Origin of the sequence: Micromonospora sp. NPDC049274, assembly GCF_040678875.1 — a bacterium.
In the GTDB taxonomy this organism is placed as follows: domain Bacteria; phylum Actinomycetota; class Actinomycetes; order Mycobacteriales; family Micromonosporaceae; genus Micromonospora.
Window position 1 is genome coordinate 167,014 of the sequence record NZ_JBFAQS010000004.1, and the last position, 24,853, is coordinate 191,866.

Here is a 24,853-nt window from a genome sequence, read left to right on the forward strand (position 1 = left end):
AGAACCGACCCGTGCCCGACCTGTCCAAGCTGCCACCCGACTTCCTCTGGGGCGTCGCCACGGCGGCGTACCAGATCGAGGGGGCCGTCGACGTCGACGGCCGGTCGCCGTCCATCTGGGACACCTTCTCGGCGACCCCCGGCAAGGTCGACAACGGCGACACCGGCGCGGTGGCCTGCGACCATTACCACAGGTGGCCGGACGACCTGGCGCTGCTGCGCCGGCTCGGCGTGGACGCGTACCGGTTCTCGGTGGCCTGGCCCCGGGTGATGCCCGACGGCGTCGGTCGGGTCAACCCCGCCGGGCTGGACTTCTACGACCGGCTCGTCGACACGCTGCTCGCCGACGGGATCCGGCCGTTCGTCACGCTCTACCACTGGGATCTGCCGCAGGTGCTCCAGGATCGGGGTGGCTGGCCGGAACGCGCCACCGCCGAGGCGTTCGCCGAGTACGCGGCGGTGGTCGCCGCCCGCCTCGGCGACCGGGTGGCCGACTGGAACACGGTCAACGAGCCGCTCTGCGTGTGCTGGATCGGGCACCTGGACGGAAACATGGCCCCCGGCGAGCGGGACCTGACCCGCGCCGTGCACGCCTCGCACCACGCGCTGCTCGGGCACGGCCTGGCCACCCAGGCGATCCGGGCCAACGCCGCCCGAGAGGCGTCGATCGGTCTGGTGCTCAACCTCAGCCCGATCGAGCCGGCGACCGACCGACCCGAGGACGTCGCGGCGGCGCGACGGGCCGACGGGCACGTCAACCGCTGGTGGCTGGACCCGATCCACGGGCGCGGCTACCCCGCGGACATGATCGCCACCTACGGCGTCGAGCCGCCGGTACGCGGTGACGACCTGGCGGTGATCGCCACGCCCACCGACTTCCTCGGCGTGAACTACTACTTCCGCCAACTGGTCGTCGACGACCCGACCGGCCCGGCGCCGTACGCGAAGCAGGTGCCGGTGCCCGGCTCGGTGGAGACCGCGATGGGCTGGGAGATGTACCCGGCGGGCCTGGAGCGGCTGCTCGTCGACGTGCACGAGGAGTACCGGCCGGGCCGGATCATCGTCACCGAGAGCGGCTCGGCGTGGCGGGACGAGGTCACCGCCGACGGCACCGTCGAGGACAAGGAGCGCACCGACCACCTGGAGCAGCACCTGGCGGCGTGCGCGTCGGCGGTGGCCCGGGGCGTGCCGCTGGACGGCTACTTCGTGTGGTCGCTGCTGGACAACTTCGAGTGGGCGTACGGCTACGACAAGCGCTTCGGGCTGGTGCACGTCGACTACGCCACCCAGCGGCGGACCGTGAAGGCCAGCGGCCTGCGCTACGCGGAGCTCATCCGCGCCCACCAACGCCTCGCCCGAACCACCGACGCGACAGCGCCGGTGGCCTGAGACGGGGGCCGGCGGGGATCCCCGGGCGCCGCATCCGGCGGCGCCCGGGGCACGTCCGGCAGGCTCTATGCGTAATTCGCCCGCTTATGTGCCGCTGCCGCTAGTCTGGGCCGGTGCGGGGCGGACCGGAGAACGAGACGACGACCGACGAGCGTCACTCGTCCCGGGTGGCGTTCGAGGTCAACGGTGACCGGCGGGAGCTGACGCTGGACAACCGCACCACCCTGCTCGACGCGCTGCGCGAGCACCTGGGCCTGACCGGGGCGAAGAAGGGCTGCGACCACGGCCAGTGCGGCTCCTGCACCGTGCTGCTGGACGGCCGCCGGGCGAAGAGCTGCCTCATCCTCACGGTCACGGTGGACGGCCGGTCGGTGCTGACCGTCGAGGGGCTCGCCGGTCCGGACGACCTGTCCCCGTTGCAGGCCGCGTTCATCACTCACGACGCGTTCCAGTGCGGCTACTGCACCCCCGGGCAGCTCTGCTCCGCCCGGGGCATGCTCGACGAGGTCGCCCGCGGCTGGCCCAGCGCGGTCACCGACGACCTCGACTCGCCGCCCGAGCTGACCGACGCCGAGATCCGGGAGCGGATGGCCGGCAACCTCTGCCGCTGCGCCGCGTACCCGCACATCGTCGCGGCCATCCGCGAGACGGCGGCCACGCCGTGAGGCCGTTCCGCTACCACCGGCCGGCCGACGTGGCCGACGCCGTCGCCGTGCTGGCCGGCGAGCCGCACGCCGCGTACCTGGGTGGCGGGACCAACCTGGTGGACCTGATGAAGCTCGGGGTGCAGCGGCCCGACGTGCTGGTCGACGTCACCCGGCTGCCCCTGGACGCGGTCCAGGAGCTGCCCGACGGCGGGCTGCGAATCGGCGCGACAGTGCGCAACAGCGACCTCGCCGCCCACCCGGTGGTACGCCGCGACTACCCGGTGCTGGCCCGCGCCCTGCTCGCCGCCGCGTCCGGCCAGCTGCGCAACCTGGCCACCACCGGTGGCAACCTGCTGCAACGCACCCGCTGCGTCTACTTCCAGGACACCGGCAAGGCGTGCAACAAGCGCGACCCGGGCAGCGGCTGCGCCGCCCTGCACGGGCAGAACCGCGACCTGGCCGTGCTGGGCTGGTCCGAGCAGTGCGTCGCCACCCACCCGTCGGACCTGGCGGTCGCCCTCGCCGCGCTGGACGCCGTGGTGGAGGTGCACGACGCCGACGGCGCCCACGACGTCCCGCTCGCCGCGCTGTACCGCTCCCCCGGCACGCATCCGGAGCGGGAGACCACCCTGGCGCGTGGCGCGTTGATCACCGCCGTACGCCTGCCGGTCCTGCCGGCCGCGCGCCGCTCGGCGTACCTCAAGGTGCGCGACCGGGCCTCGTTCGCCTTCGCGGCCGGCTCGGTGGCCGCGGTCCTCGACCTCGACGGCGACGTGGTCCGCGACGTCCGCCTGGCGTACGGCGCGGTGGCGCACCGGCCGTGGCGGGCGTACCGGGCGGAGGAGGAGTTGCGGGGTCGCCCGTTCAGCCCGGAACTGGCGGCGCGGGCCGCCGACGCCGAGCTGGCCGAGGCGCGACCGTTGCGGCACAACGGCTTCAAGCTGCCGCTGACCCGGGCCATCACGGTGCGGGTGCTCACCGAACTGGCGACGTCGTGAGCGCTGGCGCGGTCGGCCGGGCGTACCCCCGGCTGGAGGGTCGGGAGAAGGTCACCGGCACGGCCCGGTACGCGGTGGAGTACCCGACCGACGACGTCACCTACGGCTGGGTGGTGCCGGCGACCGTGGTCCGGGGGCGGATCACCCGCGTCGACGCGGACGAGGCGCTCGCGTCACCCGGCGTGCTGGCGGTGCTGCACCACGGCAACGCGCCCCGGATCGCGCCCGGCCCGCAGCCGGAGCTGTGGCTGTTGCAGGAGCCCGCGGTGCACTACCGGGGGCAGTACGTCGCCGTGGTGGTGGCCACCAGCCTGGAGGCTGCCCGGGAGGGGGCCCGACTGCTCCGGATCGACTACGACACCGGCCCGCACAGCACTGTGCTCACCGACGACCACCCCGGCCTGTACAAGCCGGAGCACGTCAACCCCAGCTACCCGACGGACACCGCCGAGGGCGACTTCGACGCCGGGTACGCGGCGGCGCCGGTGCGGGTGGACGCCACCTACCGGACGCCTGCGTACCACAACAACCCGATGGAGCCGCACGCGACGACGGCACGGTGGCAGGACGGGCGGCTGCTGGTGCACGACTCCACCCAGGGCGCCGCGCCGGTGCAGGCGACGCTGGCCGAGCTGTTCGAGCTGCCCCGCGAGTCGGTACGGGTCATCGCCGAGCACGTCGGCGGCGGCTTCGGCAGCAAGGGGTACGCCAAGGCGTCCGTCGTGCTCGCCGCGCTCGCCGCCCGGCACGTGGACCGCCCGGTCAAACTGGCGTTGACCCGCCAGCAACTGTTCGGGCCGATCGGCTACCGCACCCCCAGCATCCAACGGGTCCGCCTCGCCGCCGACGCCGACGGGCGACTCACCGCGGTCTGCCATGACGCGATCAGCCAGACGTCGACCATCCGGGAGTTCGCCGAGCAGATAGCCGTCTACACCCGCAGCATGTACGCGGCGCCGCACCGGCGCACCACCCACCGGCTGGTACGCCTCGACGTGCCCACGCCGTTCTGGATGCGCGCGCCCGGCGAGTGCCCCGGCGCGTACGCCCTGGAGTCGGCGATGGACGAACTGGCGATCGCGGCCGGCGTCGACCCGGTGGACCTGCGGATCCGCAACGACGCGGCTGTCGACCCCGACCAGGGGCGACCGTTCACCAGCCGCAACCTGGTGGCCTGCCTGCGCGAGGGGGCGCAGCGCTTCGGCTGGACCAGCAGGGATCCGACCCCCCGGGCCCGGCGCGACGGGCGGTGGCTGATCGGCACCGGGGTGGCCGGGTCGAGCTATCCGGCCCGGGCGAGGCCGTCGTCGGCGTCGGTGACCGCCCGGCCCGACGGCAGTTTCCTGGCCCGGATCGACGCCACCGACATCGGCACCGGCGCGCGGACGGCGCTCTGGCAGGTGGCCGCGGACGCGCTCGGGGTGCCGCCCGAGCGGGTCGAGATCCGCATCGGCGACACCGACCTCCCGGTGGCCCCGCTGGCCGGTGGCTCGATGGGCACCGCCTCGTGGAGCTGGGCCGTGATCCGGGCCTGCGAGGCGCTGCGGGGCAAGCTCCGCGACGGTGTGCCGCCGGGTACCGAGGTCAGCGCCGAGGCGGACACCACCGACGAGGTGGGCGGCCAGCCCGAGCGGCCCCGGTACGCGTACGGGGCGCATTTCGTCGAGGTGCGGGTGGACGCGGACACCGGTGAGGTGCGGGTGAACCGGATGCTCGGCGTGTTCGCCGCCGGCCGGGTGGTGAATCCGACGACGGCGCGCAGCCAGCTCATCGGCGGCATGACGATGGGGCTGTCGATGGCGCTGCACGAGGAGGGTCTGCTCGACGAGCGGTACGGCGACTGGGTGAACCACGACGTGGCCACGTACCACATCACCGGCTGCGCGGACGTCGAGTCCGTCGAGGCGTACTGGCTGGACGAGTCCGACGACGAGCTGAACCCCGCCGGGGTGAAGGGCATCGGCGAGATCGGCATCGTGGGCGCCGCGGCGGCGGTCGCCAACGCGGTGCACCACGCCACCGGCGTCCGCGTGCGGGACCTGCCGATCCGCCTCGACAAGCTGGTCGGAGTTTCAGGTCTGGCTTAAATAAGCTAGCGGTGATATAACTGTCGCCGTGCACGCCTTCGACGTGCTGGGCGATCCGGTCCGGCGCCGCATCCTGGAGCTGCTCGCCGACGGCGAGCAGACCGCGGGCGCGGTCAGCGCGGTCATCCGCGACGAATTCGGCATCTCCCAGCCCGCCGTGTCACAACACCTCAAGGTGTTGCGGGACAACGGCTTCGCCACCGTGCGGCCGGAGGGCGCCCGACGGCTGTACGCGGTGGACCCGCGCCCGTTGCGCGAGGTCGACGGATGGTTGGAGCACTTCCGCCGGTTCTGGGCGCCATCCCTGGCGGCACTCGCCACCGAGCTGGCCCGGGGCCGACGCGAGCGTCGCCTGCGCGGGTCCGCCGATCCACCCGACGAGAGGAACACCTGATGTTCGACGCGACCGAGCAGATCAACGCCGTCCAGCGGCAGGTCGGCAGCCGCACCCTGGAGGCCGGCGAGGCCCGGGTGACCACGATCAGCCAGACCTACCAGGCGACGGCCGACGATCTGTGGGACGCCTGCACGAACGTCGAGCGCATCCCGCGCTGGTTCCTGCCGATCAGCGGCGACCTGCGGTTGGGTGGGACGTACCAGCTCCAGGGCAACGCCGGCGGCACCATCGAGAGCTGCGAGCCTCCACACCGCTTCACCGCCACCTGGGAGATGGGCGGCGACGTGAGCTGGATCGAAGTACGGGTCACGCCTGTCGGCGACGAGCGGGCCCGCCTCGACCTGGACCACATCGCGCACGTCGACCAGGACCGGTGGGCGCAGTTCGGGCCGGGCGCCGTCGGCGTCGGCTGGGACCTGGGCCTGCTCGGTCTCGCCACGTACCTCTCCGGCGACGGCAGCGGTGTCCGACCGGAGGACAGCGCCGAGTGGGTCGCCTCCGCCGAGGGCCGACGCGCCATGGAGCTGAGCAGCCAGCTCTGGTGCGAGGCGAGCATCGCCGCCGGCACCGACGCCGACGAGGCCAAGGCCGCCGCGGAGCGCACCACCGCCTTCTACACGGGCGTCCCGCAGGCCTGAGCAGCTCCGACGACGGCGGTCCGGGTAACGTGCTGCGCCATGACCGGTACGCCGTACTCGCACTGCTCCTACTGCGGCGCCGCCTACCCGGCGGCGGCCGGGTGGCCGCGGGTCTGCGCGGTCTGCGGCGAGACCGTCTGGCGCAACCCACTACCCGTCGCGGTGGCGGTGCTCCCGGTCCGCACCGCCGAGGGCCTCGGGGTGGTGGTCGTCCGCCGGGACATCGAACCGGCCCGCGGGCAGCTCGCGCTGCCCGGCGGATTCATCGAGTACGGCGAGGAGTGGTCCGACGCGCTCGTGCGTGAGCTGCGGGAGGAGACCGGGCTGGTCGCGGCGGCCGAGGATGCCCGGCTCCTCGCCGTGCACGGCGCACCTGCGGGCGGCACCATGATGGTGTTCGGGGTGCTTCCCGAGCGGGCTGTGGAGGACCTGCCGCCGTCGGCGCCCACCGAGGAGGCGACCGAGTGGCTGGTGCTCACCGACCCGGTCGAGCTGGCGTTCTCCACCCACACCCGGGTCCTGGCCGACGTCCTCGACGGCTGAAGCAGGGCCCGCGTGGGGTGGGGTCAGTGGCTCGCGGCGTCGGTGGCGCCGGCCCGGTAGCCGCTGGCCTGCAACTCGAACAGCTCGCGGTAGAGGCCTCCGGCCGCCATCAGCTCGTCGTGGTTGCCCTCCTGGATGAGGCGACCCCGGTCCATGACGAAGATCCGGTCGGCGTGCCGGACGTTGGCCAGCCGGTGGGTGATCAGGACGACCGCCCGGTCGGGTCGACGGCGCAGGTGCTGGAACAGGGCGTGCTCGGCGCGGGCGTCCAGGGCGGCCGAGGGCTCGTCGCAGATCAGCAGGGCGGCATCGCGATAGAGGCCGCGGGCGGCGACCAGCCGCTGCCACTGCCCGCCGGACAGCTCGTGACCGTTCTTGAACTCGCGGTCGAGCAGGGTGTCGTAGCCGTGCGGCAGACCGACGATCATGTCGTGGGCCGCGGCCGCGTCGGCGGCCTCCTGCACATCGGGGCCGGGATGCTCGGGCGTACGGTCGTGCCGGCCCACCCGGATGTTCTGCCCGGCCGTGAACGGGAACTTCCAGTACTCCTGCGTCATCACTGCCACCTGCGCGCCGAGCGTGCGCGGATCCAGCTCGGCGGCGTCGACGTCGTCCCAGCGGATCGTCCCACCGGTCGGCCGGTAGAGACCGGCGATCAACTTGGCCAGGGTGGTCTTGCCGGAGCCGTTCTCGCCGACCAGCGCGATCACCTCACCGCGCCGGATCGTCAGGCTGACCCGGTCCACCGCAGGCGCGTCGGTGTCGGGGTAGCGCAGGCTCACCTCGTCGAGGTCGATCGTCTCGACGCCGTCGACAGTCCGGTCACCGCCGACGGGCACCCGGCCCTGCGCCCGGGTCAGGAAGTCCCGGTAGTCCTGGTAGTAGAGGGCGTCCTCGTACAGCGAGTTGGTGGCGACGACGGCGACGCCCAGGCTGGTCCGCGCGGACTGCAGGGCGAGCAGGGCGGTGGCCGCGGCGGCGAGGGCGACCATGCCGGCGAGCAGCAGCCCGCCGAGCACGGCGTACACCCCGAAGGTCGCCAGGCCCGCCACTGTGGCGCCGGCCACGCGGGTGCCGGTCTGCGAGCGGACCAGCCGTAGCTGGGCGCGGGTCTCGACGGCCATCACCGCGCGGTACTCGGCGAGCAGGAAGTCGCGCATCTGGTAGGCGCGCACCTCGGCGGCGGTGTGCCGGTTGGCCATCAGGTGGGCGAGCATCCACATCCGCCGCCGGCGGGTGATGCGCGCCAGCATCGCCAGGTACTCCCGGCGGGCCATCCGCACCGCGGTGATCGCCTGGGGCACGGCCGCGAGCAGCAGGCAGGGCAGCAGCAGCGGCTGGATGACGGTCACCGCCACGGCGGTGGCGAGCATTCCGACCACGCCGGTGACCAGATTGACGGTGTGGTCGACGATCCACGCCGCCTCGCCCATCCCCCGGTCGCGGACCCGGTCCATCTCCTCGGCGAACCCGGCGTCGTCGAACGCGGCCAGGTCCACGGCGGTGGTGGCCTCGAACAGCCGCAGCTCCACCTGGTAGTTGATCTGCGGGGTGAGCCGCGCCTGGGCCCAACCGGCCGCGATCGTCAGACCGCCGCGCGCCGAGACCGCCGCCGCGGCCACGACAAGCGCCGGCAGGGCGGAGCGCACCCGGTCCGGGGTGGGCCCGGCGGCGAAGAGTTCCCGCAGCACGGTGGTCGTGGCGAGCAGGCCGAAAGTGGTCATCACCCCGGCGGCGACGTTCAGGCCGATGGAGGCGACGGTGTCCACGCGGTTGGTGGTCCAGGCCAGCGCCACCGCCTCACGGACGAGTCGGGGCAGTCGTCGGGCCACGGCCCAGAAGCTGGTGTGCGCGAACGTGGTCGCATGGTGCATCCACGCGGCGTCCTCCAACTCCGGCAGCATGGAGGCGTCGTCGGGCGGGTCGAGCGGCTGGTCGTCGTCGTGGTGCGCGGTGCGCGGGCGGGCCATCGAGTCCACGGACGCTCCTCGGGGGGAGGGAAGCACGAACGCCGCCCGAGACTACTGCGCGCGACTTGCCGATGTCTCTAGGTAGTCGGCGCGTCGTACGGGTGTTTCACAAACTCGGCGCGACGTCCTCGGTGATCGGCAGCAGCACCCGGAACGTGGTGTTCCCGGGCTCGGTCTCCACCCGGATGTCGCCGTGGTGCTTGTTGACCACGATCCGGTACGAGATGTCCAGCCCCAGACCCGTGCCCGCGCCGACCGGCTTCGTGGTGAAGAACGGCTCGAAGATGCGCGGGCGCACCTCGGGCGGGATACCGGGACCGGTGTCGGTGATCTCCACCGCCAGCAGGTCTCCGACCTGGCCGGTGCGGACGGTCAGCACGCCCTTCTCCCCCATCGCGCCGAGCGCGTTGTCGATCAGGTTCGTCCACACCTGGTTCAGCTCGGCCGCGTACGCCGGGATCGGCGGGAGCGACCTGTCGTACTCGCGGACGAGCTTGACCTCGGCGGGGATCTTGCCCTTGAACATGACAAGCGTGGCGTCGAGCAGGTCGTGCACGTCCACCACCAGGTGCGGCGCGCGGTCCAGCTGGGAGTATTGCTTGGCGGCACCCACCAGCCCGGAGATCCGGGTGACCGCGTCGCCGATCTCGCGCATCAGCAGCTCGGTGTCGACGGTGTAGGAGAGCCACCGCACCGCGGCCTCCAGGTCCGCTGGGCCGACGGCCGCCTTCACCTGCCCGAGCCAGGCCGTGTCCAGACCCCCGGCGACCAGGATGGGCGCCAGGTCCCAGGCGCCGCCCACGCCGTGCTCCTCCAGCCAGTCGGTGAGGGTGTCCTCGGCGTCGGCGGTGGCCATCGGGGTCAGCTTCGGCGCGGTGGCCACCCGCGCCACCGCCTCCTCCTGCAACGAGACCAGGCCGTGCAGCGCCCGACCGTCGAGCCGGCCGTCGGCGATCATGGCGAGCTTGTGCCGCATGCCCGCGACGCGATCACGCAGCACCGACGTGGCCCGCACCGCCGCCGCGGCCGGGTTGTTGAGCTCGTGGGTCAGTCCCGCCGACAGCGAACCGAGCGCCAACAGCCGCTCCCGTTCGCCGACGATGGTCTGGCTGTTCCGCAGGCCGAGGAACAGCCCCTCCAGCAGGTGCATGGGCATCGGGAACCAGGACCGCAGGGCGTACGCGAAGTCCTCCGCCGGCAGCACGAAGAAGTCCGAGTCGACGAGCGCCCGCATGCTGTTGCGGTAGATCTGGTCGACCTGGTCCCCCAGGTACGCCTGGACCGCCCCGCCGTACACCCCACGCTGGTCGGTCCGACTGACCTCGATGTCGTCGCCGCGCACCTGCCGGCTCAGCGCCACCGCGCCACGCAGCAACACGAAGAAGCAGGTGCCGGGCTCACCCTCGGCGTACACCAAGGTGCCGCCGGCACGCTGCTCGACGCGCCCGCGCTCCGCCAGCCAGGCGCGCTGGGAGTCGTCGAGGGACTCGAACAGGAACAGGTCACGCAGCTGCGCGGGCGTCAACCGCTCCGACGGGGTGGTCATGAGGCCTCCAGGTAGCGGTGCACGAGCGAGACGGCCATCGCGCCCTCGCCGACGGCCGAGGCAACCCGCTTGACCGACTCGGCGCGGACGTCCCCGGCGGCGAAGACCCCCGGCACGCTGGTCTCCAGGTGGTACGGGTCGCGCGACAGCGACCAACCGGCCGGACGCTTACCACCGGCCAACAGGTCCGGGCCGGTGACGATGAAGCCGCGCCCGTCGCGGACGAGCACCCCGTCCAGCCAGTCCGTGCGGGGCTCGGCGCCGATGAAGATGAACAGCCAGGACGTGTCGACCGAGTGGGCCTGCCCGGTGCGGGTGTCGCAGAGGGTGAGCTGTTGCAGGTGGTCCTGCCCGCTGGCGCCGACCACCGCCGTGTACGGGTGCACGGTGATCGCATCGATGCGTTCGAGCTGGTCGATCAGGTAACGCGACATCGACGCCGTGAGGTCCGCGCCGCGGATCAGCAGGTGGACGCGGGCGGCGTACCGGGAGAAGTGCACGGCGGCCTGGCCGGCCGAGTTGGCCCCGCCCACGATGTAGACGTCCTGGTCGACACAGCTGGGCGCCTCGGTCGCGGCGGCGCCGTAGAACACCCCCCGGCCGGTGAAGTCGGCAAGCCCCGGCGCGTCGAGCACACGGTAGGAGACCCCGGTGGCCAGCACCACTGTGTGCGCGGCGATCTCGCTGCCGTCGCCGAAGCGCAGCAGCCGGGCACCGCCGGCCTCGCTCAGGCCGACCACCTCCCGGGCGCTGAGCAGCTCGGCGCCGAACTTCACCGCCTGCCGTCGGGCCCGGTCGGTCAGCTGGGCGCCGGAGACGCCGTCGGGAAAGCCCAGGTAGTTCTCGATCCGGCTGCTCTGCCCGGCCTGGCCGCCTGTCGCCCGCCGCTCGACGAGGACGGTGCGCAGCCCCTCCGACGCGCCGTACACGGCCGAGCCCAGGCCCGCCGGACCGCCGCCGATCACCACGAGGTCGTAGAAGTCGGACGCCGGCACCACCGTCAACCCGGCCAGCGCCGCCAGCTCGGTCTCGTTGGGGGCCACCAGGGCCTTGCCCTCGGCGGTCACCACCAGGGGCACGTCCGCCTCGGTGGCACCGGCCGCGTCGAGCAGGCGGGCGCCCTCCGGGTCGTCGGACAACAACCAGCGGTACGGCACGAGGTTGCGGGCCAGGAAGTCACGGACCTTGAACGACGGCGCCGACCAGCGGTGCCCCACGACCCGGATCTCGGTGCTCGCCGCGTCCGGGGTGACCGACCACGCCTCCAGCAGGCCGTCGACCACCGGATACAGCTTCTCCTCCGGTGGGTGCCAGGGCTTGAGCAGGTAGTGGTCCAGGTCGACCACGTTGATCGCCTCGATCGCCGCGTCGGTGTCGGCGTACGCGGTGAGCAGCACCCGACGGGCGGCCGGGAAGATGTCCATGGCGGCCTCGAGGAACTCGACGCCTGTCATCTCCGGCATCCGATGGTCGGCCAGCAGCAGCGCCACCTGCTCACCGCGCAGCTTGACCTCCCGCAGCGCGTCCAGGGCCTCCGGCCCCGAGGCGGCGCGCAGCACCCGGTAGCGGTCGCCGTAGCGGCGCCGGATGTCCCGAGCCACCGCCCGGGACACCGCGGGATCGTCGTCGACGGTCAGGATCACCGGGTTTGCCATGGCGCCAATAGAACCACCCTCCGGGGCCCGGTCGCACCACCGGTGTGGGCGGCGACGCATGGTTGACCCGGCCCGGGACGGGTAAGCCGCACCGCCGCGCGGGCGGCCAGGATCGCCGACCGGCCGGCGGTCGCACACCTCGGGGGGCCCATGGCGGACGCGTCGCCGACCGAACCCACGATGTCGGGTCGGGTCGTGGAGCTGCGGGTACACGGCGTGTCCGGTGCGAGCGCCGAGCAGGTGCTCAACCGACCGCACGTGCACCAGGTCGCCGGGGACCGCAGCGGAGGGTTCTTCCGTCCGCGTCCGGGCTACCCGGACTCGACAGGCACGGACGGGATCACGCTGGAGGCGTACCGCTGGAGCGACCTGCCGTCCGGAACGGCCGTGCGGACGCTGTCGCTGGTGTTCCTGTTGCCGTTCATGCTCTGCAACGTGGCGCTGTGGATGCGCCCGGCGAGCCTCTCGGGGAAGTACGTCATCGTCGCGCTGTGCCGGGTTCTCGCGCTCACCCTCACGATGCTCTACGTGCTCTCCATCGTCGGGAGCGCGGTGGACCTCATCGCCTGGCGCTGCATGGGCACCCCGACCTGCACGGCCGGACGGAGCTGGCTCTCCTGGCTCGGCGGTCGTCCGCCCGGGATACGGCTGGGTGTGTCGGCCCTGGTGCCGGTCGTCGCCATCGGGATCGTGTGGTGGCTCGGCGCGCGACCGAGCCACTCGTTCGACGCCTTTCGCACCGGGGTGACCCAGGAGACCTCCGCCCAGCACCTGAGCGCGGTCGGTCAGTGGGACGGCAGCCCGGTGGTGGGGCGGCTGCGCTCGGTGCACGTCGCCGCCGCGTTCGCCACGCTGGACGGGAGCCTGCTGGCCGCCTGGGACAGCCAGAACGAGTCGGTGGTGCGGGCCGCGCTGGCGGTCGCGACCGGGGCCGTGCTGCTCGCCTGCGTCGTCCTGCTGACGAAGGTGCGGGACATGGACCGCCCCACCCCGGTGCCCCGGCTGGAGGCGGTCACGCGTGGGCTCCGCACGATCGCCTGCGGCCTGACGATCCTGGTGATCGCGTACACCCTGACCAGCCACGAGCCGTGGCCGCGAAGCAGGATGCTGCCCGGCTACAGCGCCACGGTGGCCTGGCTGTTCGTCAGCCAGACCGTGCTGCTGGTGATCCTCGCGGCGGTGGTGATCTGGGGGCGCGGCCGCAGGCGACGCCCCGACGGGCAGCGGCTCCCGCGGCTGCGCGCCCTGGGCGCTCCGGTCTTCGTCACGATCGGCGCCGGGCTCGCGGTGGCGTTCTCCGCCGAGTTGGTCTACCGGATGGCCGACGTGTTGGACCGCGACGGTGGGCACAGCGCGCAGGAGGCGTTCGGCCCGCCGCTGGCGTACAAGTGGGCGATCTTCGGGTTTTTTCTGGCGGTGCTGGCCGCGCTGCTGGTGGGCGCGCTGGTCACCGTGGCCACCCGCCGCAGCCGGTGGCGGGCCGCGCGGGCGATCGTGGCCGCCGACTTCCCGCACGCGCCGCCCGAGGCTGCGGGGCGGCTACGCCGGGTCGAGCAGGCGGTCGCCCGGGCCCGGTTCACCGAACGGCTGGAACCCCTCACCGTGGTCTACGCCGCGTCCGCCGCGCTCGGACTGGCCACCAGCCTGCTCGGCCTGCTCCAGCTCTATCCCGGGGACGTGTTCCAGCGGTACGTCGGCGTGCCCGAGAGCCTCGTCGACTTTCTCATCGGAGCGGGCAGCTACGCGATCGCCGCGATCCTGGTCGGGCTCGTGATCGGCGGCATCTTCGCCTACCGGACGGCCGGGTTCCGCCGGTACGTGGGCGTGCTGTGGGATCTGGGCACCTTCTGGCCCCGGGGGGCGCATCCCTTCGCTCCGCCCTGCTACGCCGAACGGGCCGTGCCGGAGCTGACCAAGCGGATCACCTACCTCGTCGACCAGGGCGCCGGAGTGCTGCTGGCGGGGCACAGCCACGGCTCGGTGCTGCTCGCTGCCACGCTGCTGCAACTGCCGCCCCGGGTCACCGACCGGGTCGCCCTGCTCACCTACGGGTCGCCGCTGAGCCGGTTGTACGCGCGGCTGTTCCCCGCCTACGTCGACGAGTCGTCGCTGCGCGAGATCGGCGAGCGGGTCGGCTGGCGCTGGGTGAACCTGTGGCGCGACACCGACCCGATCGGTGGGTGGATGTTCGCCGGTCGCCGACCCGGGGACACCGGGACGTCGACCGGGCCGGAGGCGGCGGTGGACCGCCGGTTGACCGACCCGCAGGGCGTGCTGCCGCCGCCCAGTGACAGCGTGCCGCCGCCGATCCTGGGCCACTGGCCGTGCGAGGCGCAGGACGAGTTCACGCAGGCGGTGCGGGACCTCACTGCGGGACTGCGTGCCGAGCGCCGGACGACCGACTGAGGCGGCGGCCGGATATCGTCGTCGGGTGAGCCCGTCCAAAACCCCTGAGCGTCGACTGATCGCCTCGAACAAGAAGGCCCGGCACGAGTACACCGTGCTGCGCACGTACGAGGCGGGGATCGTGCTGGTCGGCACCGAGGTGAAGTCGCTGCGCGAGGGGCGGGCGTCGCTGGTGGACGCGTTCGCGCATGAACGCGACGGCGAGATCGTGCTGTACGGACTGCACATCGCCGAGTACAGCTACGGCACGTGGACCAACCACGCGCCGCGCCGCAACCGCAAGCTTCTGCTGCACCGCTCCGAGATCGGCCGGATCCTGGAGAAGGTGCGCGAGGGCGGGGTGACGCTGGTGCCCCTGTCGATGTACTTCGACAACGGCTGGGCCAAGGTCGAGCTGGCCCTGGCCAAGGGCAAGCGCGCGTACGACAAGCGGCAGACCCTCGCCGAGCGCGACGCCAACCGCGAGATCGCCCGGGAGTTGGGCCGGCACCTCAAGGGCCACCCCCGCCGACCCTGACCGCATCTGCGGCCAATAGACCGCCATTGCGGCGCAGAAGCTAGACGTTGCACCATTCCCCGTTCGCAGATGCGAGGGCTAAGGTGGCCCGGTGACGATGTTTCGCATCGGCGAGGCCGCCGACCTGCTCGGCGTCAGCGCCGACACGATCCGCCGCTGGGTGGACGCCGGGCGGCTGCCCGCCGGGCGCGACGAGCACGGCCACCGCGTCATCGACGGCGTCGACCTGGCCGCGTTCGCCCGCGCGCAGGCCGCCGACCCGGACGCGGGCGCGGAGTTCTCCTCCGCCCGCAACCGGCTGCGCGGCATCGTCGTCGACGTCCGCAAGGACACGGTGATGGCCCAGGTCGACATCCAGGCCGGGCCGTTCCGGGTGGTGTCGCTGATGAGCCGCGAGGCGGTGGACGACCTCGACCTGCGGGTCGGGTCGATGGCCGTCGCCGTGATCAAGTCGACGACTGTCGTGGTGGAGCGGGCCGCGCCCGCCACGCCTACCCGGGCAAGGACCGGCGGATGAGCGGCCGGCGCAGGCGCGCGACGCTGAGCGCCGGGGTCGCGACCGCCGTGCTGGCGCTGGCCGGCTGCGGTGGGGGCGACGCCCCGGCGACAGGCGCCGACGGCCGGGTCACCGGCACGGTGACGGTGTTCGCCGCCGCCTCACTCACCGAGTCGTTCACCCGGATCGCCAGGGACTTCGAGGCCGCCAACCCGGGCGTCACCGTCACCCTCAACCTCGCCGGCAGCTCCGCCCTGGCCAACCAGATCAACCAGGGCGCCCCGGCGGACGTCTTCGCCTCGGCGGCACCGAAGAACATGGCCACGGTGACCGAGGCCGGCAACGCCGAGGGCACGCCGAGCGTCTTCACCCGCAACCAACTGGTGATCGCCGTGCCGCGCGGCAATCCGGCCGGCGTGAGAGGGCTGGCCGACCTGGCCCGTCCGGGGGTACAGGTGGCGCTCTGCGCCGAGCAGGTGCCCTGCGGAGCGGCGGCGCGTACCGCCCTGACCGCGGCCGGCGTCGCGTTGACACCGGTCACCTTGGAGCAGGACGTCCGGGGCGCGCTCGCCAAGGTGAAGCTCGGCGAGGTCGACGCGGCCCTCGTCTACCGCACCGACGCCCGCGCGGCGAGCGCCGACGTGGCCGGCATCGAGTTTCCCGAGTCGGCGCGGGCGATCAACGACTACCCGATCGTCGCGCTGAGGGACGCGCCGAATCCGGCCGGCGCGCGGGCCTTCGTCGCGTACGTCAGCTCGGCGCCGGCACAGACGGTCCTCGCCGGGGCCGGTTTCCAGTCGCCGTGAGCGGGGTCCCTACCGCCGCCGTGCCGCGCCGACGGGGGCGGGTGCCGGCGGCGCTGCTGATCCCGGCCGGGCTGGGCCTGCTCTTCCTCGTCCTGCCGTTGGCCGGGCTGGTGGTCCGGGCGCCGTGGACGACGCTGCCGCAACGGCTCACCGCGCCGGGGGCGCTGACCGCGCTGCGGCTGTCGGTGCAGACCGCGACCCTGGCCACGCTGTTCTGTCTGCTGCTCGGGGTGCCGCTGGCCTGGCTGCTGGCCCGGGTCGAGTTTCCCGGCCGCCGGCTGGTCCGCGCCCTGGTCACCGTGCCGCTGGTGCTGCCTCCGGTGGTCGGTGGTGTGGCGCTGCTGCTGGTCTTCGGCCGGCGCGGGCTGCTCGGCGGCTGGCTCGACGCCACGTTCGGCGTCACCCTGCCGTTCACGACCGCGGGCGTGGTGCTGGCCGAGGCGTTCGTCGCCATGCCGTTCCTCGTCATCGCCGTGGAGGGCGCCCTGCGTGCCGCCGACCACCGCTACGAGGAGGCCGCCGCGACGCTCGGCGCCGGTCGCTGGACCACCTTCACCCACGTCACGCTGCCCCTGGTGGCACCGGGGCTGGCCGCCGGCGCGGTGCTGTGCTGGGCGCGCGCGCTGGGCGAGTTCGGCGCCACCATCACCTTCGCCGGCAACTACCCCGGGCGTACGCAGACGATGCCGTTGGCCGTCTACCTGGCGTTGGAGACCGACCTGGAGTCCGCGATCGTGCTCAGCCTGCTGCTGCTGATCGTCTCGGTGGGCATCCTGGCCGCGCTGCGGGACCGCTGGATGGCCGGCCCGTGACCGCGCCGCTGCTCGACGCCCGGCTCGTCGTCGACCGGGGCGCCTTCCGGTTGGACGTTCCGCTGCGGGTCGCGTCCGGCGAGGTCGTCGCGCTGCTCGGGCCGAACGGCGCCGGCAAGACCACCGCGTTGCGCGCGCTGGCCGGGCTGCATCCGCTCACCGCCGGGCACGTCACTCTCGACGGCGTCGACCTGGATCGGCCGGCAGGCCGGGGCTGGGTGCCCACCGAGCGCCGGCCGATCGGCGTGGTCTTCCAGGACTACCTGCTCTTTCCGCACCTCGACGCGTTGGACAACGTTGCCTTCGGGCCGCGCCGCCACGGCGTCGACAGGCGGGCGGCGCGGGCCACGGCCCGCGCCTGGCTGGACCGGGTGGGCCTGGCCGGCAAGGCCCATCGTCGGCCCCGGCAGCTCTCCGGCGGGCAGGCGCAGCGCGTGGCGCTGGCACGCGCGCTTGCCGTCGAGCCGTCGCTGCTGCTGCTCGACGAGCCACTCGCCGCCCTGGACGCCCGCACCCGCCTGGACACCCGCGCGGAGCTGCACCGCCACCTGGCCGCCCACCCGGGTGCCACGGTGCTTGTCACCCACGATCCGCTGGACGCCCTGGCGCTGGCCGACCGTCTGATCATCGTCGAGGGTGGGCGGGTGGTGCAGGAGGGCGACGGGCCGAGCGTCACCGCCCGTCCGCGCACCGACTACGTGGCCCGCCTGGTCGGGTTGAACCTCTATCGGGGCCGGGCCGAAGGCCACGGGGTACGCGTCGCGCCGGAGCTGACCCTCACCGTGGCCGACCGGCTCGACGGGGACGCGTTCGTCGCGTTCCGCCCGGCGGCGGTGGCCCTGCACCCGGCCCGGCCGGACGGGAGCCCTCGCAACACCTGGGCGGGCACAGTGGCCGGCGTGCAGCGCCACGGCGACAACGTGCGCGTGCAGGTGGACGGGCCGATCGGCGTGGCCGCCGACGTCACGCCGGCCGCCGCGGCGCACCTGCGGCTGATCCCCGGCCAGCGGGTCTGGGTGGCGGTCAAGGCGACCGAGACCCACGCCTACCCGGCCGCGACCTGACACCTGCGCGGCGCGAGCGCTCGGGGTCCGCCGCCTCCACGGCTCGTGCCGAGGCGGCGGCGAAGGGCGAGGCGAAGGCGGCTCGGGCCGGCGACGGGTGGCGGTCAGTCGGTGAGGAGGTCGGCGTGCGCGGCGCGCAGCCGGGACAGGGCCGGATCGCTGCCCGGAACGACGCGGCGGTCCAACTCGGCCCACACCTCGGCCAGCGCCGCGCGGACCGCCCCCAGCTCGGCGGCGTGCCGCTGGCCGCTGCGCCGATGCTGCTCCTCGAGGCGGCGGGCCCAACCGGCGGTGACCGCTGCGAGCCGGTCGGCGTCGGCGCGGGCCTGCGCGCCACTGCGGGCCGCGGCGGCGGGGACGATCGCGGCGACCGGGCGCGGGTCGCCGTCGCGGGTGACGACGGTGACGGCGTCGGTCAGCTCGGCCAGCGCGACGAGCTGGCTGAACCGGGTGCGCGCCTCACGCAGCGGCACGGAACGCGGCGGGTCGGAATGCGGGGTGAGCGCGGGGACGGCCATGAATGCATGGTGCCGCCGGGGTACGACAACTATTCAGAATCGTCTGTGGACGGTGGGTGCGCCTCCCGCCACTCGTCCGCCAGCACCGACCAGATTTCCAGGTCGATGCGCCCGCGCGGGCTCGGGTAGACCTGACGCAGCGTGCCGTCGTGGCGCAGGCCGAGCCGGCGGGCCAGGGCGATGCTGCGGCTGTTGGCCGCGTTGGTGCGCCACTCGACGCGCTGGATGCCGCGCTCGCGGACCGCCCAGTCGACGATCCGGCGGACCGCGGGGGCGATCACGCCCCGGCCCTGCGCCGCCGGTTCCAGCCAGCAGCCGACCTCGCAGACACCGAGCGTGACGTCGAACGAGACGAACATGACCCCGCCGACCAGGGTGCCGCGCCACCACAGCCCCCAGATGCCGCCGGAGTCGGTGGCCCAACGGTCGGCGTAGCGCTGCAACACCGCGCGGGCCGACGGCAGGTCGGTGGCGACGAAGGACGGCGACACCCAGGGGCGGATGTGCTCGCGAGCGCGGTCCAGGTGGGCGAGGAACTCCTCGGCCCGCCAGGGGTCCAGCGGACGCAGCTCGACATCCTCGCTCAGCGGCAGGGCGAACACCAGGCCTCCCCCGACGGTTGGGTGCACGACGACGGGTAGCAGGCTCGCACAGACCCGGCCGCTCGCACCGGCCGGGTCTCAGGTCGGCAGGTACGTCCGCAGGGCGGCGAACTGGGCCACGGTCAGGTACGAGGGGTTCGCCGCCTGCGGCTGACGGAACACCTCCAGGGCTGCGAGCCGGTCGTCGGCGCGCAACGCCGGCCGGGGCACCCGGTCCCGTTCGGGAAGGATGGGCAGCTCCAGGGGCACCGACCAGGGCTGGCCCGGTGGCCCCGGCTCGGCCACCCCGGTGACCCGCCCGATGCCCCACACCCCGTACGGCAGGCGAGCACGGCTTCCGCTGGCCCAGAACACCACCTGCTGCCCGGCGCGCATCAGCCGGGCCCGGTAGCCGGGGCGTACGCACCAGCTCGTCACCAGCGGCTCGCGGGCGAACCGGGCGGTGAGGTCGACAGTGTCCGCGTTGCCCTTGATCAGCCAGGCGCCGAGATCGTCGAGGCGCACCCGTGGCTCGGTCATCGCCTCATCCTGCCCCGCCCGGCGGGCACCCAATCAGATGATCATGTGGGTCCAGTAGGTGAGCCAGAGCACGAACAGCGCTCCCTGCACCACGGCGAGCGTCGCCGTCAGCCACACGTCGACACCGGCGTGACGGGCCCAGCGGGCCAGCACCAGCGCCACCGGGAACACGGCGAGCAGGTAGCGCAGCAGGCTCCTGTAGACCGCCGGGCCCATCGACAGCGGCACCGCCACCATGAGCACGCCGTAGACCAGATACGGCAGTTCCCGGCGACGGTACCCGGCGACCAGCACGGCCAGCACGATCAGCGCGAAGAGGACCCGTGCGGCGTCGCGCGGCTCTCCGGCCAGACCGTCGAGCACCACCGGCACCGGGTTCTGCACCCTGATCCCCCAGCCCATCTCCTGCGCATGCTGGTAGGCGAACCAGTCCCCGCCCCGCCACCGGCAGAACGCCATGAACGTGAACCATCCGGCGGGCAGCAGCAGCAACGGCCAGCCGATCCGCAGGTACCCGAGCAGGGCGCGTGGGCCGAGCCGCCAGTCGTGCTGGCGCAGCAGCACCAGGGCCAGCGGCACCGCGACGAGCAGCCCGACCGACCGGCTCATCGCCAGGAAGTAGCCGAGCACGCCGACCAGCAGCCAGCGCCGCCGTTCGGCGTAGTAGAACGCGGCCAGCGCGAGGCAGACGAACAGCGACTCGGTCAGCGCGGCCTGGAACAGGAACGCCGTCGGCAGCAGCACCAGGTAGCGGGTGAACCGGCGGGCCGCGTCCGCGTCGCCGAGCAGCAGTTCGGCCAGCCGGTAGGCGTACGCGAGGGCCCCCAGGAACGCGACGTTGCTGATCAGCAGCAGCGCCAGCGCGTTGTCGCCGCCGAGCAGCGCGCCGACCGGCCGGGCGAGGAAGGGATAGAGCAGGGGAAACCCGAAGTCGCCCCACGGCTGCCCGGTCAGTGGCAGCTCACTCAGCCGCAGGTAGAGCAGCGCGTCCCAGGCGAACCAGAAGGAGATCCACCGGTGGCCGGAGATCTCGCGCTGCTGCGCCCACATCATCGCCTCGTCCGCCGGCGGCGCACCCGGGATGCCGTCCCAGGCGTGCAGGACCAGCAGGCCGAGCAGGGTCAGCAGCAGCTTCGCGCCGAGAAAGAGCCCGATGAGGTACGGCCACGGCGCCGGCACGCGGCGAGCCAGCCGCGCGGCCGCTTCGGCCGCCCCGGCCAGCCAGGCCGCCACCGCCACCCCGGCGGGCCGGGCAGCCGTCATCGCCGCGTGCCGCCGGCCGCTTCGCCACCGGTGCATCCGCCCCGCTCCCCCGGTCCGTCGACGCACCCGCCGCGTCGGGGGTGCCGCCCCTCTCGTTGTACGCCCAGAAGGGCCCAGTTGGAGCGAAATGACACGCCCAACAGGCGATATCCCGGGCATAACGGGTATGCGCCGCGCCTCAACCATCGGGAGAAGGTACGGCGGCATGAGCGAGCAGCACGGCACGGTGGTCATCGGCGCGGGGCCGGCGGGCCTCACGGCGGCGTACGAGTTGCTCCGGCACGGCCTGCCGGTCCGGGTCTTCGAGGCCGACGAGGTGGTCGGCGGGATCAGCCGGACCGTGGAGCGCGACGGGTGGCGCTTCGACATCGGCGGGCACCGGTTCTTCACGAAGGTGCCCCGGGTGGAGGCGTTCTGGCACGAGATCCTGCCGGACGAGGACTTCCTGACCCGGCCCCGGATGAGCCGGATCTTCTACCGGGGAGCCCTGTTCAACTACCCGCTGAGCGCGACGAACGCGCTGCGCAACCTGGGCCTGCCCGAGGCGGTGCGCTGCCTGGGCTCGTACGCCCGCGCCCGCCTGCGTCCGCCGAAGGACCAGTCGCACTTCGAGGGCTGGGTGTCGGCCCGGTTCGGCTGGCGGCTGTACTCGATCTTCTTCAAGACGTACACCGAGAAGGTCTGGGGTATGCCGGCGGACCGGTTGCAGGCCGACTGGGCGGCGCAGCGGATCAAGAACCTGTCGCTGGCCACTGCCATCCGCAACGCGGTGCTGCCCCGACGCCGTCGCACCGACGTGACAAGTCTGATCGAGGAGTTTCAGTACCCCAAGTACGGGCCGGGGATGATGTGGGAACGCTGCGCCGAGCAGGTGCGCCAGCGCGGCGGGGAGGTGTCCACCGGCACCTGGGTGACCGCGGTGCACCGCGACCCGAAACGACGACGGGCGACAAGCGTGACGCTCAACGGCGCGGGCGGGCAGCGCACCGAGCCGGCCGACGACGTGATCTCCTCGATGCCGATCTCGGAGCTGGTCGCCGCACTGCGCCCGCCGGCGCCCCCGGAGGTGCTGGCCTGCGCCGCGGACCTGCGCTACCGCGACTTCCTGACCGTCGCCCTGGTGGTGCCGGCCGAGTTCTCGTTCCCGGACAACTGGATCTACGTGCACGACCCGGCGGTGCGGGTGGGTCGGATCCAGAACTTCGGCTCCTGGTCGCCCTACCTCGTCAAGGACGGCCGCACCTGCCTGGGCCTGGAGTACTTCGTGTTCGAGGACGACGAGATGTGGCGTACCCCGGATGCCGGCCTCGTGGCCCTGGCCACCGCGGAGCTGGAGCGGTTGGGGTTGGTCCGGCCCGGCGTGGTGGAGGCCGGCCACGTGGTGCGGATGCCCAAAGCCTATCCGGTGTACGACGAGCGCTACCAGCACAACGTGGCCGTGATCCGGGCCTGGCTGGCAGAGGCCGTGCCGAACGTGCACCCGGTGGGGCGCAACGGGATGCACCGCTACAACAACCAGGACCACTCGATGCTGACCGCGATGCTGACGGTCGAGAACATCGCCACCGGCAGTACGCACGACGTCTGGTCGGTGAACGTCGAGCAGGACTACCACGAGCAGTCGACCGGGGACGGTCGACGAGGCACGGGCCGCGACGCGCCGGTGCTGCCCAGCCGGATCATCAGCGCACCGATCACCGTTCGGGAGGGCGTCCGCGCAGCCGGCGACGGCGGCCGATCCACGAGGGCGCCGCTGGTGTGAGGCGATGGCGTCTACCCTGCGTCAGTCAGCCTGCGCGCCTCCCAGCCCTGCGGATCGGGCAGGATGACGGCGTGCTGAACCCCGTCACCCTCCGGTCGATCCAGCCCGCTGACCAGTCGCTCGTGGAGCGGCTGTGGCAGCTGTACCGGCACGACCTTTCCGAGTTCCGCGACAGTCTGCCGGACGACACGGGTCTGTTCACCCTCGGCCGCCTTCCGACCTACCTCAACGACCCGACCAGCTCTGGCTACCTCATCTGCCAGGGCAGGCGGCCCGTGGGCTTCGCCTTCGTCTCCGGCGTGGAGATCCCACCGTTGCGTGTCGCCGAGTTCTTCGTCGTGCGAGCCGTCCGTCGCTCGGGCGTGGGTCGACTCGCCGCCCGGCAACTCTTCACCGCACACCCGGGCGCCTGGGAGATTCCCTTCCAGGAGGAAAACCCCGGCGCGGCCCGCTTCTGGCGCCGGCTCGCCGCCGAGGTCTGCCCGAAGGGCCACCGCGAGGAACGACGCGCCATTCCCGGCAAGCCGCACATCCCCGCGGACACCTGGCTACTGCTGGAGGACGTCGAGGTGCCCGATCACGCTGAGTCCCCGGGAACGGCCGCCAACACCTCCGAGCTGCGGCATCAGATCGGGCCGCTGGTGTAGATCTCCGTGCTGCTCTCGTTGCCGATGAACGGGTTGTTGACGGCCCACAGCAGGCCCTCGTCGTACTCCGGCACGTCGAAGTTGCACAGGACCCAGCCGGCGTCCGCTCCGCTGTTGTTGATGCACTGACGACTCCAGTCCGGTCCCTGGATCGTGCCGGCGGCGGGCGCGCCGTTCGCCTTGGTGTCCTTCACCCACACCCGGTCCCCGTACGCGGCGAAGCACGCCTTCGCGCCCGTCGTCGACACGCACCACACGTCGACACCGTTCGCGGCCGGCGGCGATCCGCTCGGCGTGCCCGTGGTCGCCGACGCCGCCGAGGCGGTTCCGACCAGTACGAGGGCCACAGTCGTCGGCACCATGATCAGCGCAGCGGCCCGGCGCATCGTCTTCGTCTTCATTCGCATCCGCGTCAACTCCCCGGCATTCATCATGATCGTCATCCGCTGCAGGACGGTAGCAGCCGGGCTGCTCCGGAACGAGGCCGATGTGGATGGTGGCTCATCACGGGTCTGCTACCCAGCGAGCCTCAGCGCCGCAGCGCTGCGACGCCAAGCAGTACGCGGATACCATCCCCTCGTGATCGAGGATGTGATCGAACGTGCCGCCACCGAGGACGACGACGCGATCGAGGAGTTGTCCGCGATCGCGGACACCGACCCCCGCAGGCTGGCCCCGCATCTCGGTCTCCTGCTCGACCTCGAGGTGCTGTGTCCGGCGAAGCTGTACCGCGCGGCGGACGCGGACCTGGTCCGCCGGGTCATCGAGCAGATCGACAGCGGTCGGACACCCGATCAGCTGAACGACCTGCTCATGATCCTGGCGCACAGTGCCCACCCGTCCGCCGAGAGCGCCATGCGCCGCTGGTCGACGCAGCCCCCGGCCGGCTCGGACGAGCTGCACGTCAACGCGCTCGGCTACGCCCACGAGGGCGGCTGGGCGGTCGGCGCGGACGGCCGCCGACGCGACCTGTGCGGCGACACCGCGTACCGGTGGGTCATGCGCGAAACGGCGCCCGGCGCGGACCGGCCCACGTGTCCGTGGTGCGCCTCGCCGCTGTGGGTCGCCGCGGACCTCGACACCACGGATGCCGCCATCGCCGCCGCGCTGGCCCACACCGGCTGGTCTGGGCGGTTGGTGATCGAGACCTGCCACTTCTGCGCCTGTTTCACGACGCTGTACAGCCACGTCACTCCGGCCGGTGGCACCACCTGGTGGGCCGGCAACACCCGCCCGGGCTACCTCCCGGACGATGACGAACCGGAGGACCCGCCGGCGCTGGCGCCGGTGCTCGGGCAGGCGTTGTCGAGCCCGTATCAGGTCAGCGCCTGGGACCGGGGTGGATCGACGCTGGGTGGCCGGCCCGAGTGGATCCAGGACGCCGAGCACGCCGACTGCCCCGGTTGCGGCGATCCGATGGACTACGTGGGCCTGATCGGCGGCGCGGACCTGGACGACTACGGCGAGGGCGCCTACTACCTGCACCTGCACCAGCCGTGCGGGTTCGCGGCGGTGAACTACCAGCAGAGCTGACCCGCCGGACGTGTTCCACCCAGGCGATCCGGGGTTTGG

24 protein-coding genes are annotated in these 24,853 nt (G+C 73.0%); 16 read left to right on the forward strand and 8 right to left on the reverse strand.

Annotation, left to right across the window (positions count from 1 at the left end; all coding sequences use genetic code 11):
• Nucleotides 1–11 precede the first annotated feature (11 nt).
• The 7 genes from AB0K10_RS09660 to AB0K10_RS09690 all read left to right on the forward strand — a co-directional run bounded on the left by AB0K10_RS09660 (nt 12) and on the right by AB0K10_RS09690 (nt 6,698).
• Nucleotides 12–1,388 (forward strand): GH1 family beta-glucosidase, encoded by a 1,377-nt coding sequence (locus AB0K10_RS09660; RefSeq protein WP_363681704.1) that lies wholly within the window; start codon nt 12–14, stop codon nt 1,386–1,388.
• Between the two features lie 167 nt (nt 1,389–1,555).
• Entirely contained in the window at nt 1,556–2,053 is a 498-nt protein-coding gene (locus AB0K10_RS09665; protein WP_363682198.1) for a 2Fe-2S iron-sulfur cluster-binding protein, read from the forward strand.
• A complete protein-coding gene (locus tag AB0K10_RS09670) occupies nt 2,050–3,033 on the forward strand; it encodes a xanthine dehydrogenase family protein subunit M (RefSeq protein ID WP_363681706.1) in 984 nt (327 codons plus the stop codon). Before AB0K10_RS09665 ends, AB0K10_RS09670 begins: the two co-directional genes overlap by 4 nt.
• A complete protein-coding gene (locus tag AB0K10_RS09675; RefSeq protein ID WP_363681708.1) occupies nt 3,030–5,120 on the forward strand; it encodes a xanthine dehydrogenase family protein molybdopterin-binding subunit in 2,091 nt (696 codons plus the stop codon). Before AB0K10_RS09670 ends, AB0K10_RS09675 begins: the two co-directional genes overlap by 4 nt.
• Nucleotides 5,121–5,148: 28 nt before the next feature.
• A complete protein-coding gene (locus AB0K10_RS09680) occupies nt 5,149–5,514 on the forward strand; it encodes a metalloregulator ArsR/SmtB family transcription factor (protein WP_363681710.1) in 366 nt (121 codons plus the stop codon).
• Nucleotides 5,514–6,155: an SRPBCC family protein gene (locus tag AB0K10_RS09685; RefSeq protein WP_363681712.1), complete on the forward strand. Its 642-nt coding sequence runs from the start codon at nt 5,514–5,516 to the stop codon at nt 6,153–6,155. Before AB0K10_RS09680 ends, AB0K10_RS09685 begins: the two co-directional genes overlap by 1 nt.
• Before the next feature lie 39 nt (nt 6,156–6,194).
• A complete protein-coding gene (locus tag AB0K10_RS09690) occupies nt 6,195–6,698 on the forward strand; it encodes an NUDIX domain-containing protein (protein WP_363681714.1) in 504 nt (167 codons plus the stop codon).
• Between the two features lie 23 nt (nt 6,699–6,721).
• Here AB0K10_RS09690 and AB0K10_RS09695 read toward each other — a convergent pair whose 3' ends face one another.
• The 3 genes from AB0K10_RS09695 to AB0K10_RS09705 form a co-directional block, all read right to left on the reverse strand.
• Nucleotides 6,722–8,668 (reverse strand): ABC transporter ATP-binding protein, encoded by a 1,947-nt coding sequence (locus tag AB0K10_RS09695; RefSeq protein ID WP_363682200.1) that lies wholly within the window; start codon nt 8,666–8,668, stop codon nt 6,722–6,724.
• Nucleotides 8,669–8,774: 106 nt separating this feature from the next.
• Nucleotides 8,775–10,214 (reverse strand): ATP-binding protein, encoded by a 1,440-nt coding sequence (locus tag AB0K10_RS09700; protein ID WP_363681716.1) that lies wholly within the window; start codon nt 10,212–10,214, stop codon nt 8,775–8,777.
• Entirely contained in the window at nt 10,211–11,869 is a 1,659-nt protein-coding gene (locus AB0K10_RS09705; RefSeq protein ID WP_363681718.1) for an FAD-dependent oxidoreductase, read from the reverse strand. The genes AB0K10_RS09700 and AB0K10_RS09705 overlap by 4 nt, the downstream gene beginning before the upstream one ends.
• 150 nt (nt 11,870–12,019) lie before the next feature.
• Between AB0K10_RS09705 and AB0K10_RS09710 the strand changes: the two genes are divergently transcribed.
• From AB0K10_RS09710 to AB0K10_RS09735, 6 genes are all read left to right on the forward strand, one after another.
• A complete protein-coding gene (locus AB0K10_RS09710; RefSeq protein WP_363681720.1) occupies nt 12,020–14,275 on the forward strand; it encodes a hypothetical protein in 2,256 nt (751 codons plus the stop codon).
• A gap of 25 nt (nt 14,276–14,300) precedes the next feature.
• On the forward strand, nt 14,301–14,792 hold the full coding sequence (gene smpB, locus AB0K10_RS09715; RefSeq protein WP_363681722.1) for an SsrA-binding protein SmpB: 492 nt from the start codon (nt 14,301–14,303) through the stop codon (nt 14,790–14,792).
• A gap of 91 nt (nt 14,793–14,883) precedes the next feature.
• Complete coding sequence (locus AB0K10_RS09720) at nt 14,884–15,309, forward strand: helix-turn-helix domain-containing protein (protein WP_363681724.1); 426 nt, start codon at nt 14,884–14,886, stop codon at nt 15,307–15,309.
• A complete protein-coding gene (gene modA, locus AB0K10_RS09725; protein ID WP_363681725.1) occupies nt 15,306–16,094 on the forward strand; it encodes a molybdate ABC transporter substrate-binding protein in 789 nt (262 codons plus the stop codon). The genes AB0K10_RS09720 and modA overlap by 4 nt, the downstream gene beginning before the upstream one ends.
• The gene (locus tag AB0K10_RS09730; protein ID WP_363681727.1) at nt 16,091–16,906 is read left to right on the forward strand and encodes an ABC transporter permease; all 816 of its coding nucleotides are present in this window, start codon (nt 16,091–16,093) and stop codon (nt 16,904–16,906) included. Before modA ends, AB0K10_RS09730 begins: the two co-directional genes overlap by 4 nt.
• Nucleotides 16,903–17,970: an ABC transporter ATP-binding protein gene (locus AB0K10_RS09735; RefSeq protein WP_363681729.1), complete on the forward strand. Its 1,068-nt coding sequence runs from the start codon at nt 16,903–16,905 to the stop codon at nt 17,968–17,970. Before AB0K10_RS09730 ends, AB0K10_RS09735 begins: the two co-directional genes overlap by 4 nt.
• Before the next feature lie 104 nt (nt 17,971–18,074).
• On the opposite strand, the gene AB0K10_RS09740 is transcribed toward AB0K10_RS09735, so the two are convergent.
• From AB0K10_RS09740 to AB0K10_RS09755, 4 genes are all read right to left on the reverse strand, one after another.
• Complete coding sequence (locus AB0K10_RS09740) at nt 18,075–18,488, reverse strand: type II toxin-antitoxin system Phd/YefM family antitoxin (protein ID WP_358148490.1); 414 nt, start codon at nt 18,486–18,488, stop codon at nt 18,075–18,077.
• Nucleotides 18,489–18,517: 29 nt separating this feature from the next.
• The gene (locus AB0K10_RS09745; protein WP_363681732.1) at nt 18,518–19,090 is read right to left on the reverse strand and encodes a GNAT family protein; all 573 of its coding nucleotides are present in this window, start codon (nt 19,088–19,090) and stop codon (nt 18,518–18,520) included.
• Nucleotides 19,091–19,168: 78 nt separating this feature from the next.
• Nucleotides 19,169–19,609, reverse strand: a complete 441-nt coding sequence (locus AB0K10_RS09750; protein ID WP_363681734.1) for a hypothetical protein — start codon at nt 19,607–19,609, stop codon at nt 19,169–19,171.
• A 33-nt stretch (nt 19,610–19,642) separates the two neighbouring features.
• Nucleotides 19,643–20,908, reverse strand: coding sequence for a hypothetical protein (locus tag AB0K10_RS09755; protein WP_363681736.1), 1,266 nt, complete (start codon nt 20,906–20,908; stop codon nt 19,643–19,645).
• Between the two features lie 169 nt (nt 20,909–21,077).
• Between AB0K10_RS09755 and AB0K10_RS09760 the strand changes: the two genes are divergently transcribed.
• Entirely contained in the window at nt 21,078–22,634 is a 1,557-nt protein-coding gene (locus tag AB0K10_RS09760) for an NAD(P)/FAD-dependent oxidoreductase (protein ID WP_363681738.1), read from the forward strand.
• Between the two features lie 71 nt (nt 22,635–22,705).
• On the forward strand, nt 22,706–23,281 hold the full coding sequence (locus AB0K10_RS09765) for a GNAT family N-acetyltransferase (RefSeq protein ID WP_363681740.1): 576 nt from the start codon (nt 22,706–22,708) through the stop codon (nt 23,279–23,281).
• Here the strand turns inward: AB0K10_RS09765 and AB0K10_RS09770 are convergent.
• Nucleotides 23,260–23,724, reverse strand: a complete 465-nt coding sequence (locus tag AB0K10_RS09770; RefSeq protein WP_363681741.1) for a hypothetical protein — start codon at nt 23,722–23,724, stop codon at nt 23,260–23,262. The genes AB0K10_RS09765 and AB0K10_RS09770 overlap by 22 nt on opposite strands.
• Before the next feature lie 136 nt (nt 23,725–23,860).
• Between AB0K10_RS09770 and AB0K10_RS09775 the strand changes: the two genes are divergently transcribed.
• Nucleotides 23,861–24,814 carry a hypothetical protein gene (locus tag AB0K10_RS09775; RefSeq protein WP_363681743.1) on the forward strand — a complete coding sequence of 318 codons (954 nt, stop codon included), beginning with the start codon at nt 23,861–23,863 and terminating at the stop codon, nt 24,812–24,814.
• Nucleotides 24,815–24,853: the final 39 nt, after the last annotated feature.

Bases quoted from the DNA above. Each gene is read 5' to 3' on its own strand.
- AB0K10_RS09705 (WP_363681718.1), bottom strand. From the start codon at position 11,869: ATGGCAAACCCGGTGATCCTGACCGTCGACGACGATCCCGCGGTGTCC.
- AB0K10_RS09695 (WP_363682200.1), bottom strand. From the start codon at position 8,668: ATGGCCCGCCCGCGCACCGCGCACCACGACGACGACCAGCCGCTCGAC.
- AB0K10_RS09700 (WP_363681716.1), bottom strand. From the start codon at position 10,214: ATGACCACCCCGTCGGAGCGGTTGACGCCCGCGCAGCTGCGTGACCTG.
- AB0K10_RS09740 (WP_358148490.1), bottom strand. From the start codon at position 18,488: ATGGCCGTCCCCGCGCTCACCCCGCATTCCGACCCGCCGCGTTCCGTG.
- AB0K10_RS09755 (WP_363681736.1), bottom strand. From the start codon at position 20,908: ATGCACCGGTGGCGAAGCGGCCGGCGGCACGCGGCGATGACGGCTGCC.
- AB0K10_RS09750 (WP_363681734.1), bottom strand. From the start codon at position 19,609: ATGACCGAGCCACGGGTGCGCCTCGACGATCTCGGCGCCTGGCTGATC.
- modA (WP_363681725.1), top strand. From the start codon at position 15,306: ATGAGCGGCCGGCGCAGGCGCGCGACGCTGAGCGCCGGGGTCGCGACC.
- AB0K10_RS09685 (WP_363681712.1), top strand. From the start codon at position 5,514: ATGTTCGACGCGACCGAGCAGATCAACGCCGTCCAGCGGCAGGTCGGC.
- AB0K10_RS09760 (WP_363681738.1), top strand. From the start codon at position 21,078: ATGAGCGAGCAGCACGGCACGGTGGTCATCGGCGCGGGGCCGGCGGGC.
- AB0K10_RS09710 (WP_363681720.1), top strand. From the start codon at position 12,020: ATGGCGGACGCGTCGCCGACCGAACCCACGATGTCGGGTCGGGTCGTG.
- AB0K10_RS09690 (WP_363681714.1), top strand. From the start codon at position 6,195: ATGACCGGTACGCCGTACTCGCACTGCTCCTACTGCGGCGCCGCCTAC.
- AB0K10_RS09770 (WP_363681741.1), bottom strand. From the start codon at position 23,724: ATGACGATCATGATGAATGCCGGGGAGTTGACGCGGATGCGAATGAAG.